The sequence below is a fragment of the Campylobacter concisus genome (assembly GCF_002914005.1).
Classification (GTDB): Bacteria; Campylobacterota; Campylobacteria; order Campylobacterales; family Campylobacteraceae; genus Campylobacter_A; species Campylobacter_A concisus_N.
Genome location: NZ_POZU01000062.1, coordinates 1 through 13357, shown reverse-complemented (window position 1 = coordinate 13357; position 13357 = coordinate 1). Strand labels below are relative to the sequence as shown.

At 37.6% G+C, this 13357-nt stretch carries 17 protein-coding genes; 14 read left to right on the top strand and 3 right to left on the bottom strand.

Features of this window, described 5'->3' with window-relative positions:
• Window positions 1–935, bottom strand: a 935-nt coding sequence (locus CYP54_RS06900; RefSeq protein WP_103604688.1) for a formate dehydrogenase subunit gamma, incomplete at its 3' end; no start/stop codon positions are given.
• 233 nt (window positions 936–1168) lie between these two features.
• Here CYP54_RS06900 and CYP54_RS10190 point away from each other — a divergent pair.
• From CYP54_RS10190 to CYP54_RS10180, 3 genes are read left to right on the top strand one after another with little or no spacing between them, the layout of a single operon-like run.
• A complete protein-coding gene (locus tag CYP54_RS10190; RefSeq protein WP_258033700.1) occupies window positions 1169–1327 on the top strand; it encodes a type 1 glutamine amidotransferase family protein in 159 nt (52 codons plus the stop codon).
• 22 nt (window positions 1328–1349) lie between these two features.
• On the top strand, window positions 1350–1583 hold the full coding sequence (locus CYP54_RS10185; protein WP_258033699.1) for a DJ-1/PfpI family protein: 234 nt from the start codon (window positions 1350–1352) through the stop codon (window positions 1581–1583).
• On the top strand, window positions 1584–1760 hold the full coding sequence (locus CYP54_RS10180) for a type 1 glutamine amidotransferase family protein (protein ID WP_223155232.1): 177 nt from the start codon (window positions 1584–1586) through the stop codon (window positions 1758–1760).
• 78 nt (window positions 1761–1838) lie between these two features.
• On the opposite strand, the gene nspC is transcribed toward CYP54_RS10180, so the two are convergent.
• On the bottom strand, window positions 1839–2978 hold the full coding sequence (gene nspC / locus CYP54_RS06890; protein ID WP_103604687.1) for a carboxynorspermidine decarboxylase: 1140 nt from the start codon (window positions 2976–2978) through the stop codon (window positions 1839–1841).
• An 83-nt stretch (window positions 2979–3061) separates the two neighbouring features.
• Here nspC and CYP54_RS06885 point away from each other — a divergent pair, with 83 nt between their 5' ends.
• The 10 genes from CYP54_RS06885 to CYP54_RS10175 all read left to right on the top strand — a co-directional run bounded on the left by CYP54_RS06885 (window position 3062) and on the right by CYP54_RS10175 (window position 10848).
• The gene (locus tag CYP54_RS06885) at window positions 3062–3283 is read left to right on the top strand and encodes a MoaD/ThiS family protein (protein ID WP_103604686.1); all 222 of its coding nucleotides are present in this window, start codon (window positions 3062–3064) and stop codon (window positions 3281–3283) included.
• Between the two features lies 1 nt (window position 3284).
• Window positions 3285–3719, top strand: a complete 435-nt coding sequence (locus tag CYP54_RS06880) for a molybdopterin synthase catalytic subunit (RefSeq protein ID WP_103604685.1) — start codon at window positions 3285–3287, stop codon at window positions 3717–3719.
• A gap of 14 nt (window positions 3720–3733) precedes the next feature.
• Window positions 3734–4195, top strand: a complete 462-nt coding sequence (locus CYP54_RS06875; RefSeq protein ID WP_103604684.1) for a molybdate transport repressor — start codon at window positions 3734–3736, stop codon at window positions 4193–4195.
• A gap of 242 nt (window positions 4196–4437) precedes the next feature.
• Window positions 4438–6291 carry a TonB-dependent receptor domain-containing protein gene (locus CYP54_RS06870; protein ID WP_103604683.1) on the top strand — a complete coding sequence of 618 codons (1854 nt, stop codon included), beginning with the start codon at window positions 4438–4440 and terminating at the stop codon, window positions 6289–6291.
• Window positions 6292–6302: 11 nt separating this feature from the next.
• Window positions 6303–7268 (top strand): ABC transporter substrate-binding protein, encoded by a 966-nt coding sequence (locus tag CYP54_RS06865; protein WP_103604682.1) that lies wholly within the window; start codon window positions 6303–6305, stop codon window positions 7266–7268.
• On the top strand, window positions 7265–8062 hold the full coding sequence (locus CYP54_RS06860; RefSeq protein WP_103604681.1) for an ABC transporter permease: 798 nt from the start codon (window positions 7265–7267) through the stop codon (window positions 8060–8062). The genes CYP54_RS06865 and CYP54_RS06860 overlap by 4 nt, the downstream gene beginning before the upstream one ends.
• The gene (locus CYP54_RS06855) at window positions 8062–8751 is read left to right on the top strand and encodes an ABC transporter ATP-binding protein (protein WP_103604689.1); all 690 of its coding nucleotides are present in this window, start codon (window positions 8062–8064) and stop codon (window positions 8749–8751) included. Before CYP54_RS06860 ends, CYP54_RS06855 begins: the two co-directional genes overlap by 1 nt.
• A complete protein-coding gene (locus tag CYP54_RS06850) occupies window positions 8744–9850 on the top strand; it encodes an NnrS family protein (RefSeq protein WP_103604690.1) in 1107 nt (368 codons plus the stop codon). Before CYP54_RS06855 ends, CYP54_RS06850 begins: the two co-directional genes overlap by 8 nt.
• A gap of 111 nt (window positions 9851–9961) precedes the next feature.
• Window positions 9962–10507: a hypothetical protein gene (locus CYP54_RS06845; protein WP_103604680.1), complete on the top strand. Its 546-nt coding sequence runs from the start codon at window positions 9962–9964 to the stop codon at window positions 10505–10507.
• A 200-nt stretch (window positions 10508–10707) separates the two neighbouring features.
• A complete protein-coding gene (locus tag CYP54_RS10175) occupies window positions 10708–10848 on the top strand; it encodes a hypothetical protein (protein ID WP_258033697.1) in 141 nt (46 codons plus the stop codon).
• Between the two features lie 699 nt (window positions 10849–11547).
• On the opposite strand, the gene CYP54_RS06835 is transcribed toward CYP54_RS10175, so the two are convergent.
• The gene (locus tag CYP54_RS06835; protein ID WP_103604679.1) at window positions 11548–12759 is read right to left on the bottom strand and encodes a saccharopine dehydrogenase family protein; all 1212 of its coding nucleotides are present in this window, start codon (window positions 12757–12759) and stop codon (window positions 11548–11550) included.
• 76 nt (window positions 12760–12835) lie between these two features.
• On the opposite strand from CYP54_RS06835, the gene CYP54_RS06830 reads away from it, so the two are divergent.
• A partial coding sequence (locus CYP54_RS06830; RefSeq protein ID WP_141108518.1) for a hypothetical protein occupies window positions 12836–13357 on the top strand: 522 nt, incomplete at its 3' end.

Below are 13357 nucleotides of genomic sequence, written 5' to 3'. Positions count from 1 at the left end.
GTATAAGACTTTTCATAATCAGATACTGGAATTTTATTCTCTCTAACGAGCTCTTGATACCAGTAGTGATGAAGAACATAAACTTCTTCTTCCTCTTTATATCCAGTAATCATCGACCAAATAGCACCATGAATAGCAATAGCTGCCATATAAATATGAACTAAGAAAAATACTGCACATGCGATGCCAAGACAGTTATGGATAATTACGCTGTATCTTAAAAGATCAATTTGTGTAAGACCAAACCAAGAAGCAACTGCTGGCTCTTTGAAGTTTAAGAAATACATAATCGCGCCAGTAATTATCATAACGATACCACCAGGGATAGCGATCCAGTACCATGCTTTTTGACCAGCATTAAATTTACCAGCCGGAACAGGTCTCTTTTTCTTTGATAAATAGCCACCAACTATCATCATCCATCTGATATCATAAATTGCCGGAAGCATTCTCTTTGTCCAGGTAAATAACATAGGAAGCACAGAAACAGCAAAGATCACAGTTGCTATATCGTGCAAATATCTACAGAAACGCACAAATGTTCCACCGCCAAGCTCTGCACCCCACATAATGATGATACCAGTTGGCACTAAAATGATCCATGAGATAGCTGCCAAACCATGAGCTATACGTATGATCAATGAAAAAGCAAATACCTTTTTACCATCATGACTAAAATGTTTTGGTCCAATGATTAAAAAGTGTAATGCAAATGCTCCAATAACAGCCAAAATGATAGAAAGTGCTACTATTGCAAAATAATCATTACCTTGGATAAAAGTAAATATCGGACCCCAGCTATGTTCGTAAGGCTTGATATTTTCTATCCTCTGTGCTGCCCAAATGGTGCTGTCAAATTGATTGACGCCAGTTGGTCCCTCAATGGCCATTGCCGCAACAGACAATGTAAAAAGTAGAGTAAGAATTCTCGTCATTGTAGTCCTTTATGAGTTTGAGCTTAAACAATTTAAGTATTGGTTAAATACGTTAAATCGCATAGCTACGCTATTTTGGTCGCTATTATATCAGAGCTAATCACAAGCAAACCTTAGCAAAAAAGATTACTAAAAATTTTATAAAAAATATTTAAGTTTTGTTAATTTTTATCGTTTTTGATCTGAAAATTTAGCTAAAATAAAGCCAAATTTTAGTTAAAAAGGACTGTGCTATGGATCTTTTTTGCCTTATCTTTGATGACTATGAGACGCTTGATCTAATGGGGCCGGTGGAGTTTTTGGCAAGGGTACCTGAAATTAACATTAATTATGTCTCGTTTGATGGTGGGATGAAAAGAAGCAAGCAAGGCTTTTTGATAAAAAAAACTTAACAAGATGCCAAAAGAGAGCATTTTGCTACTCCCTGGTGGTCAAGGCACAAGGGCACTTGTAAATGATAGTGAGTTTATTTTGAGACTTAAAGAGTGCGTTTTGGCATCCAAATTTTGCCTAAGCGTATGTACAGGTTCGGCGCTCATCGCTCGCACAGGAGAGCTTAACGGACTAAAAGCTACCTCAAATAAAAGATCGCTTGAGTGGGTAAAAAGTTGCGGCTTAGCAGTAAAGTGGCAAGAGCGCGCTAGGTGAGTGAGGACAGGTAAGTTCTACACAGCTTTATGCGTAGCTGCTGGCATGGATATGGTGCTTGGCTTTATCAGCGATTATTTTGGCAAGGAGCTAGCCCAAAAGATCGCAAATGAAACTGAATACAACTGGCAAAAGAGTGCAAAGATAGATAATTTTGCCAAAATTTATGGATACTGATCTGTAAAAATTTTATAGATATAAATACAAATGAGCTTTTAGTATTTAACAGTCAGAAACTAGCCGCAAGGCCAGCTATTAGTTTCTACGCCTATATTCTTCATAGTCTAGCTCTCTAATCATCTTTATCTCACCATTTTCTTTTAAAAGCAGTAGATCAGGCAGCTTTATGCCGTTAAATGTCGTGTTTTTCACGATCGTATAATGGATTTGATCTTCAAAGATGACTTGATCGCCGATTTGTAGCTCGCTATCAAATTTATACTCTGCATCGCCCGCTTCAAGCCCTACTATATCGCCAGCTAGGCAGGTATTGCCGCCAAATCTATAAGTAAATTTACCATTTTCACTCTCACCTCTAACAGCTGGGCGGTAAGGCATGAGCACAGTATCTGGCATATGCGCCTCGGCCGAGGTGTCAAGGATGGCTATGTCTTTTTCGTTATGCACGATGTCAAGCACGCTACTTATCAAAAAGCCAGTCTGCCAGCCAACGGCCTCACCAGGCTCTAGATATACTTCTACGCCATATTTCTCGCGAAAGCGCCTAATGATATTTATAAGTAGCTCAACGTCGTAATCAGCCCTAGTGATGTGGTGGCCGCCGCCCATATTTATCCACTTCATCTTTGGTATAAACTCGCCAAATTTCTCTTCAAATGCCTCCAGCACGACCTGTAAGCTGCTAGCACTCTCCTCGCAAAGCGCGTGAAAATGAAGCCCCGTGATGCCATCAAGAAGCTCAGGCTTAAAATTTGCTCTCGTGATGCCAAGCCTGCTAAATTTACCGCATGGATTGTAGCTATCAGTTGGCGCAAGTGAGACCTCTGGATTTATTCGCAGGCCGCAGATGATGCCATTTTGCAGGGCTTTACCCTTAAATTTTTGCCACTGCGCAAAAGAGTTAAATGTAATGTGCTTTGAAATTTTTAAAATTTCATCAAAGTCCTCATCTTTAAAGGCTGGGCTATATGTGTGGATCTCGCCTTTTAGGTATTCGCTAGCAAATTTTGCCTCGTGAAGTCCGCTACAGGTCGCACCGTCAAGATAAGAGCCCACCATATCCATCACGCCGCTAAACGCAAAGCCCTTAAGTGCTACTAAAATTTTAGCTCCACTTTGTTCTTTGACATATTTTAAAAGCTCCAAATTTTTACGTACTTTTGCCTCTTCGCAGACGTAGGCTGGGGTTTTTATACTTTTTAAAATTTCGTTCATTTTTTCTCGCTTTTTAAAATTTCAAATAAGTATATCTAAATTTATTTTTAAGTAAAATCAGCAAAAATTTCAAAGGATAAAATGTGATAGAAATCGAATTTCTTGGGCCTATCGGACTCGAGAATATAAAAATAGAAGCAAAAAATTTAGGCGAGGTAAAAGCGGCTTTAAGCGATAAAGAGGAGCTAAAAAAATGGCTAAATATTTGTGCGGTTGCCGTAAATGACGAAATCGTAAACGATATAAATTTTGCTCTAAAAGAAGGCGATAAAATTTCTATCTTGCCACCAGTTTGTGGGGGTTAAGATGCAAATTTATGACGGAAACTTGGATGTTCAAAGAATCACAAACGAGTGGTATGATGCATTTAAGGATAAAAACTGCGGTGCACTCATCACTTTTGTTGGAATCGTAAGAGAAGAAGGTGGCATTTCGGCGCTTAGCTTTGATATCTATGAGCCAATACTTAAAAAATGGCTAGATGCCTGGGAAGAGCGAGCCAAAAAAGAAAATGCCTACGTGCTCTTTGCTCATTCAAAAGGCGACGTGGCAGTACATACGAGCTCATATGTAGCAGGTGTAGTAAGCCCTCAAAGAAAGGTTGCGCTAAGGCTCATAAACGAATTTGTCGAGGACTTTAAGGCCAATGCACCGATCTGGAAATATGACGTGATAAATGGCGAGAGAATTTATGCAAAAGAGCGCAGCCAAGCAATAAATGGTGCTGGGATTTTAGCTTAGTATAAGGAGATATGGTGATAACAAAAGAGAGTAAAAAAGATGTTTTTTGGGCGCTAGCCTTTGGGCTTGGGCTTTTTGCCTTTAGCATCGTTGGCTACTTTTATCTAGCTCTTGGCACAGCGTCTCTCTTTGGCATCATCATTGGCGCTCTCTCAGCGTTCTTTTGTGTTAGAAAAATTTTTCAAAACAACTTTTTACGTATTGAAGATGATGGGTTTATCATTACAAAAGGCTCAAAAAGTATAAAATTTTACTTTAAAGATATCGACGAAATCGCCATTAAGAGTTTTGGCGATAAGAAAAAAGTGGAAACTTTAAGCGTAAAATTTAGAAAAAATCGTCTTGATAGAGATGCTTGCTTTGGCCTAGTACAGCCTATTGGTGATGACATGATCATTATTTTTGACAAATACGAACTTTCAAAATTTACTATTTCAAAAGAGCTAAGAGATAGGCTTAATAATCTTAGAGCATAATTAAATCAACTTATGATCTAAAAATTTTTATATAACAATTATCAAAATTTTATACATCTTTCACATTAAATTTACACCGTTTAGCTACTCTTGCAAAAATAAAATTAAGCATTTTATCTACAATAGACTCGTAATTATGGATTAAAAATTTAAAGGATGACTTACACCAACTTTTATAAAGGGTTTTGCTACTACAATTCTGATAAAAGAAATCATAATTATATCTTTAAAAAGGAGTTTACATGAGGCCCATTTTAAGCCTAGCAGTTCTTTCATCACTGCTTTTAGCAAATGAAGCGAATTTAGACACTATAAAACCTATTAAAGAATTTGCTCCGCCGCCAGTCATCACGCCAAACGTTGCACAAAGTGCCTTTGTGGAAAATCAATTTGACCGCACTCAAAGAAGCGAATATCCATTTGTTACAAATTTACTTGACAACTCAGCTGATATGTTTCATATCTCAGCTGGAATGTATGGCAAAAGCTTTTACAATTCATCGCTTTTTAAATATCGTGGCGCAAATTTTTATACCATTTTAAATGCAAATTTCACCAAAGCAAATAATTATAAAGATGGAAGTGGCAAAAGATGGAACTATGGCTACAATAGACAAGGCCAAAGCGCTATCTTAGGTTTTGTGCCAAATGATCTTAGCGAGCTTAGGCTTACGTTTTTAAGGGATAATATCGATAAAGACAAGCAGCCAGAGCACATGATGGATGCCTTTAAAACGACAAGAAAAGTCGGCAAGCTAAATATTAGATTAGGCGAAGAAGATCTTTCAAATACGCTAAATTTTGAATTTATCCTAAAAAAGGTTGAGCGAAAAGCTGATAATTTTCATCTAAGAGATGCCACTCCAAATGTGAAAGTGGATTTAAAGAGGAATATATTTGAGGCAAATTTAAAGTATGACGCTGACTTTGCAAGCTTTCACAATCAAATAGGCGCTGGCTTTGAAAAAGATAAGCATGACGGCAAAAGATACATGAAGCAAGGCAACAACTGGGTCTTTAATGGATACAGATTTGCTGATGTTAGAAATGATAAATTTATGCTCTTTGACACACTTGCTTATAAATTTAATGAAGCAAATGAAGCCTCGCTTGCCTTAAAATATGAAGAGCAAAGAAGTAAGCTTAACGGACTTGATACTAAATTTTTTGCACCAAATCCAGCTATTAGTACGACTCGTGGACTACTTCGTCAAATTTATGGCAAAGACGTAAGCGATAAGATCAAAAAAGACGCTTTTAGTGCAAGTTTAAAATATAAATTTACACCAAATGATAAGGATAGCTACTTTGCAAAACTTGAGAGTTTGTCTCGCTTGCCAAGTAATATGGAACGCTTTAATACGCTTTATGGACCAAATGACTCTGGCTGGATAGCAAATCCGAATTTAGAGCCAGAAAGACACAATAGAGCGGTTCTTGGCTTTAAATTTGGCAGTGAGTTTTATAAAGAATACCTAAACTCGCTTCAAAACAAAGATGCTTTTAGCTTTGGAGGACATTTCATCGCTGATAGCGTTAAAAATTTGATTATTTTTGATAGACGTCACTCAAAAGCTGCCATGCCTCTAATAAACAAAAATGCCGTCATCTCAAGAAACGTTGATGCAACGCTTTATAGTGTAAATTTAAACTCAGAGTATAGTTTTGCAAGGCACTTTGGCTTAAAAAGCTCACTTTACTACAACTACGGACAAAACAAAACCGATGGCAGACCGCTTTATCAAATAAGACCTTTTGAGGCAAATTTTGCATTTGATTACAAAGACTATGCAAGCTTTGGTAGCTACAACCTTGGCACTGCGCTAAGGCTAGTTTCAAAGCAAACTAGAGGTGATTTTAGCAAGCAAAATGGCTTAGGCATCGATAAAAAAGAGGCAGCAAAAGGATTTGGTTTGCTTGATCTTTATGGCGGCGTAGAGTTTAAAAACAAAGTTGGCATAAGATTTGGCGTAGCAAATTTATTTGACAAAGATTATGCAGAATTTATCAGCGGTGATCACGTAGCAGCACTTGATCCAGTAGTCGTTCATGCCCCTGGCAGGACATTTTTCATTAGCTTTCACAGTAGTTTTTAAAGGAGAAAAAGATGTTAAATAGAAGAAAATTTTTAGGACTTAGCACAGCTTTAGGCGTTAGCGCATTTGCACCAAATTTATTTGCAAAAGAGAGCTTTACTATGTGGGGCGCACCAGCGATCCCAAGCGTTATCATGGCAGTTGCTGCGCTGCAAGGCGAGTTAAATAAAACTTACGATGTAAGCCTAAATATCTGGAAAACACCAGATCAGCTTCGTGCAGGCGTCGCTAGTGGAGATATTAAAGTCACGATGTCACCATCAAATGTCGCTGCAAATTTAAGAAATCAAGGTCTTGATTTTGCGATGTTAAATTTACTAACTCTTGGCGTTATGAACGCTATGGTTAAGGATGAAAAGATCAAAAATTTAGAGGATTTTGTAGGCAAAAAGCTCATCATGCCATTTCGAGGCGACATGCCTGATCTTGTCCTAAGAGCGCTTTGCAAGAAGAGAGGCATAGACGTTAACAAGATAGACATCACCTATACAGCAACGCCACCTGAGGCTTTGCTTTTATTTTTACAAAAAGATTTTGACATTTTAATAGTCCCACAACCTCTTGGTGAAGCGACTATTTTGCGTGGTAAAAAAGCAGGCGTTAGCGTGCATTACTCAGTTGATTTTCCAAAAATTTGGGGCGAAAGCTTTGGCACAAAACCGATAATCCCAATGGCTGGCATTATCGTAGAAAGAGGCTTTTACGAGAAAAACTTAAATCTATTTGACACGCTTCATAACGATCTTAAAAATGCACTTTCTTGGATACTTGAAAACAAGCAAAGCGCAGCAAAGATCGGCTCAAGCTACTTGCCAGCTCCAGAAGTAGCACTTGCAAATGCTTTTGATAAGGCAAATCTAACAGTGACAAAAGCAAATGAACTACAAAATGAGATCATGGCATTTTTTGAAGAAATTTATCAGTTTAATCCAAAATTCCTAGGTGGCAAGATGCCAGATAAAGGTCTATTTTTATGATACTAATTGATGGCATCAAAAAAGATCGCTCAAGCTTTTTAAAAATAATTGACTATTTTTGGGGTGGATTTAGCGGATTTGCCGTAGTTTTTTTGATCTTAGCCATTTGGCAAGTGGGAAGCGAGTTTAGCTCCCCACTCCTACTTCCACCACCAAAAGATGTATTTTTAAAAGCCTGTGAAATTTTAAAAGATTACAAAAACAGCGAGATAAACATAACACTTTGCAGATCACTGATTGGAGTTTGCTCGGCAACATTTTTTGGTATATTTCTAGGGCTAATAGCAGGTAGTTTTAAAAGTTTTGCAGCCTTTTTAAAACCTGTTATAACCTTGCTTTTGTCAATGCCGCCGATTATTTGGATAGTGCTTGCTATTTTTTGGTTTGGATTTGGAAATTTTAGCACCGTTTTTACTATCTTTATAACCGTTTTACCGCTTACTTTTGCAAGCTCAGCAGTTGCTATGAGTAGCGTAGATGAGGAGCTAAAAGAGATGTTTGACGCTTATAATCTAGGAATTTTAAAAAAGATAAAACACCTTTACATCCCACATCTTACGAGCTACATAATAAGCTCTATTAGCGTAGCTGTCGCAATGGGCGTAAAGATAGTCATAATGGCTGAGCTACTGGGTGCAAATAACGGCATGGGAGCAAAGATAGCAAATGCAAGGGCAATGCTTGAAACAACCGAGGTAATGGCGTATATTCTTTTAAGCATCACTCTTATCATGCTCTTTGAATACCTCATCATCGAGCCACTAAAAATAGCTTTGATGCCTTGGAGAAGATGATGCTTGAGCTTAAAAACGTAGAGTATGAAATTTTAAGAGATAAGGTCGTAAGGAATTTTAGTCTAAATGTAAAAGGTGGCGAGGTGGTGACGCTTTTTGGACCATCAGGATGTGGCAAGACAACGATACTTCGGCTTATTAGCGGACTAAATGAGCCTAGAAAAGGAAAAATTTTTAATAACTTTAAAAAGACTACATATTTTTTTCAAGAAAATCGTCTGCTAACATGGAAAAATGCTCTTGAAAATGTGCTTTTGGTTATGGATAAACCAGACATTAGCGCTGTTTTAGAGCTTTTTAAAAAGGTTGGGTTAAGTCAAAAGGATACTTTAAAATACCCAAGTGAGCTAAGCGGCGGCATGAGACAAAGGGTAGCTTTCGTAAGAGCAGTCGTGACAAAGCCTGATCTGCTTTTGATGGATGAGCCTTTTTCTGGACTTGATTATGATATGAAAGAAATTTTAATTGAGATTATCAGCCAAAGAGTAAGTGAAGGTATGAGCGTAGTTCTCGTCACACACGATAGAATGGAAGCTGTCAAGATGTCAAATAGAATTTATTTCCTATCAAGTAAAGGTGCGGTCATACAAAGAGAACTTGAAATAGACAAAGATTTCAAAGAGCGCGATTTTACTTTTATTAGCAAGATGATAGATGAAAATTTCAAAGGGCAAATTTATTATGATTAATAATTTTTTTACTCATCCTATGAGGATATTTTTCTTAATGAGTGCCGCCTGTGCGGTGCTTGGCGCTAGTGTGTTTTTTACTCCAACTGATTTTGTGAGCTTGCATAAATTTATATTTTTGCAACTTTTTTTAGCGCTTGCTTATGCTGGATTTTTGCTAACTGGACTAACTGATTGGACAAATTTTCAAGCATCTCTAAAAATACATGCTTATATATTATTTTCACTCTTTTTTATAAGCTTTATCTTGGCATTTTTTAGCCTATTTTTAGCACACTGCCTTATCGCTCTTTTTTGGCTTTACTTGGTTTTGCTTTGCGTTTATATGATCTGGCGAGATAAAAACGATGATCAATTTGGCGTACTTGGCTTTTTATTTGGCATTTTAGGCTTTGAAATTTATTATCTAATAAGCGGCAATGAAAAATTTCTAAATTTACAAGTTTTTATCCACGTAATCGCTATCTTACTCATCTCATACCGCGTTAGTGTCGTACTTGGGAAAGAAGCACTAAAAAGAGAAAAAGGTATGGATGAAGCTGTTTTTGTGCCAAATTTTATCTATAAAAATATCGCTATTTGCTGCGTTTGTGCTTTTTTGCTTTTAAATATATTTTTTGAAGCAAGCTTAGGTGTCTATTATGCCGCGATAGCTTGCGGAAGTGCGGTACTTGCAAAGCTTAAAGAGTGGCACTATAAAGAGCTTTTTAAGCATAGTTTTGTGCTTTTATACTATTTTATGCAACTATTTTTAGCGCTTGGTTTTTTAGGGATCGGCTTTAGCGGTATTTTTGGACTCCATCTTGAAACAAATTTTATGCATCTAATAGCGATAAATGCAGTAATTTTTAGCGTAATGCTTATATTTAATGTCGCAGGACTTCGTCACAGCGGGCAAGAGCTTGAGTTTTTACGCCTTAGTAGAATTGCTTTTATTTTAGTTCTTTTAGCTGGCATTAGTAGAGGAATTTTGGCTTATTTTTGGAGTGGCTTTTACATTCATTTACCAGCAACACTCATAGCAATCGCTTTTGTTTTTTGGCTCATAAATTTTTATGTGATCTTTAGGGATAACGATTTTAGCGATGATCCAGAGTAAGAAGATATTAAAAATTTATTCATTAATTAAAAAGAGTTTTTAAGTCTTTTTTGAAGTAAGTAGATATATAATTTGCGATATTTATTATCAATATTATAAAAAGGATTCTTTATGAATAAACTTACTTCTGTTGCTTTAGCAGCTTCATTTTTTGCAGTTTCAGCTCTTGCATTTAGCATAGAAGGTGAACCAAAGGTGACATTTACTGGTTACAAGCTAGCAAATAAAACAGCCGTACCAGGTACTTTTAAGACGATAAATTTTAAAAGTCAAGAAAATGCAAATTTTGCTGATTTTTTAAAGAGCTTTGAATTTAAGCTTGAGCCAAAAGATATCGATACAAAGCTGCCTGACCGCGATAAAAGGATTGGCATTATTTTCGATGGCAAGGCAGTAGATGGCAAGATCGTAGCAGTAAATGGCGATGATAAAGCCGGAGAAATGGATGTTGAGCTTAGCATAAATGGCAATTCAAAAATTTTTAAAACAAAATATGAAGTACAAAATGGCAAGCTAATGGCAAAATTTTCGGTTGATCTTGTAAATGATTTGAAGCTAAATGAGAGCTTTGATAAATTTGCCGCTGCTGCCAAACCATTTCACGGTGGAAAGAGCTATCCAGATGTAGATGTTGGATTTGAGGCAACTATAAAATAACTTTCAAATTCGGCGCCAGTAAATTAGCTTGCGCCGAAGTTACCTCTTTATCCTAGTTTCTTGCTCTGTGATACCGAAAAATCGAAGATGACGGATTTTTCATACAAAAAGGTGGCAAGAATGCGAAATTTTATTTTAAAGATATCGACGAAATCGGTATCCCCGAGATAGACGCCAAGCGCAAAATCGACGTTTTAAACGTGAGGTTTAAAAGAGGTAAACTAGACCGCGACGCGGCTGATGGGCTCATGCAGCCTATCGACGACGATGACGCCGTGATATACGACAAATACGAGCTCTCAAAGCACGAGGTTTTTAAAATTTTAAAGCAGAAATTTTAGGCGCTAAGCGCGCAAAAAAGCGAAAATAAGAAAAAGTAAAATTTGGCTCGGCCCGCTGGAGTCAAATTTGATTTTTGGCTTTGGCGACCTAAAATTTGCGAATTTGACCGAAATTTGAGTCAAACCCGCAAGGCTAAATTTATTTATTAAAATACGCCGCGAGCGCGCTTAGCACGACTAAAAAAGATAGTGAAGTTTTTGAAGAGTTTAAATTTTTCCTTTTGTTGTTTATTTGAGTGGGCGCAGGGTTTGAGCGACTGGAGATTGAGAGCTTTAAATTTACTCAAATTGGCATTAATAAAATTTGCGCGATTATAGCTGAATTTAAACGCTTTTCGGTGTGGAAGCTTAAATTAAATTTGATGTAAAATTTGAATGCTAGCGGTGCAAAATTTAAACTAGAAATTTAAATACTACATAGCAAAGCGCGGTATTTTTTGCTTAGATGAGGCGAAATTTCTACTTCACTTCGCTTGTAGCTGCAAGTAGAAGTGACGAAATTTTCGCTCCAAGACTAGACATATAGTCTGTCGCGGGGGCAAAAATTTCAAATCTATTTAAATATACCCACCAAATAGGGAGAAGTATTTTTGCCTTAATCAAGGCGGATTTAAATTTTATGACGGGAGCGTATATGAAATACGTGACCGAGTAAAATTTAAATACAACGCAGAGTAAGGCAAAAAGACAAGCCTAAATTTAGACTTCGTACCTCTCGCCGGGTTTCATTTCGATTATCTCCCACGGCAAGCCCTGCTTATTTAGCTCATCCATGAAAGGCTTGGCATCGAAATTTTCCATGTTAAAGACGCCTTTGCCGCTCCAGATACCTTTGGCGACCATTAGTGAGCCGATCATCGCTGGCACGCCTGTGGTGTAGCTCACGGCCTGTGCGCCGGTCTCAGCGTAGCAAGCCTCATGGTCGCAGACGTTGTAGATATAGACTTGACGCTCTTTGCCGTCTTTTAGGCCACGTATTACGCAGCCGATGTTGGTTTTACCTTTCGTGCGAGGGCCTAGCGACGCAGGATCAGGCAGCAAGGTCTTTAAAAACTGGATCGGCACGATCTTTACGCCGTTATGCTCGACCTCGTCTATACGGAGCATTCCCACGTTTTCTAGGCACTTCATGTGAGTTAGGTAGCTTTCTCCAAAGGTCATGAAAAAGCGGATTCTCTTTAGCCCTTTGATGTTTTTAACCAAGCTTTCAAGCTCCTCGTGGTAGAGCAGGTAGCTATCTTTGACGCCAACTTTTGGGTAGTCCCACTTAAACATGATCTCCATCGGCTTTGTCTCGATCCACTTGCCAGCCTCCCAGTAGCGGCCATTTGCGCTAACTTCGCGTAAATTTATCTCTGGGTTGAAATTTGTCGCAAAAGCATAGCCATGATCGCCTGCGTTGCAGTCTAGGATGTCGATCTCGTGGATCTCGTCAAATAAATTTTGCTGTGCGTAAGCGCAAAATACATTTGTCACGCCTGGGTCAAAGCCTGAGCCAAGAAGCGCCATCGTGCCAGCGTTTTTGAAGTCACTATCCTTCGCCCACTGCAGCTTGTACTCAAATTTTGCCGTGTCTGGGTGCTCGTAGTTTGCGGTGTCGATGTAAGGTATGCCAGCCTTTACACAAGCATCCATGAGCGTTAGGTCCTGATACGGCAACGCGACGTTTAGAAGCAAATCAGCCTTTGTTTGTTTGATGAGCTCTACTACAGCCGCTGTGTCGTCAGCGTCGATCTGCGCGGTCTTTATCTCTACGCCAAGGCGCTCTTTTATAAATTTAGCGATCGCATCGCACTTACTTTTTGTGCGGCTTGCAAGGGTGATATTTGTAAAAACGTCCGAGTTCATCGCACATTTTACGGTTGCGACTTGGCTAACGCCGCCTGCTCCGGTGATTAAGATATTTGACATTTTTGGCTCCTATAAGTTTTCTTGTAATTCTAACAAAGTTTTTATAAAATCAAGGGAATATAAAAAGGGAGCCAAAGTGATTTTTACACCACATGATATAAATAAATTTAGACTTAACCCAAATAGTTTTATGCAAGAAATTTTGGAAAAATTTATAAACGGAGATACTCAAATGATTTTTTCCAAAGAACCGATCATTAAAGAATATCCAAAGAATGAAGGAATTCTATATATAGTAAACAAAATATCAAATTTAGATGTTTTAACAACAGAAAAAATCGCCTTGTCTGTAAAAGAATATCTCGATTTTATGAAAGAGCATAAAATAAGTATTATAAAAGAATATGACATACACTGTAAAATGGCTTATTCTGGAGAAATACCAAACATAAATGTAGAAAATTTTACTACACAATCTTTTTGTGGTTTTAATAAATTCCAAATCATAGACGCTTATACACTTGAAAGGAACATTCAAGAAGGTGAAATATATGTAAAGCCTATCGATTTTACATATGCATTAGATAGCAATACGGCAAGTTATTTAGGAAAATTTATAACAAATAAGAGTATTTGTAACCAATATGAAGCCATATAT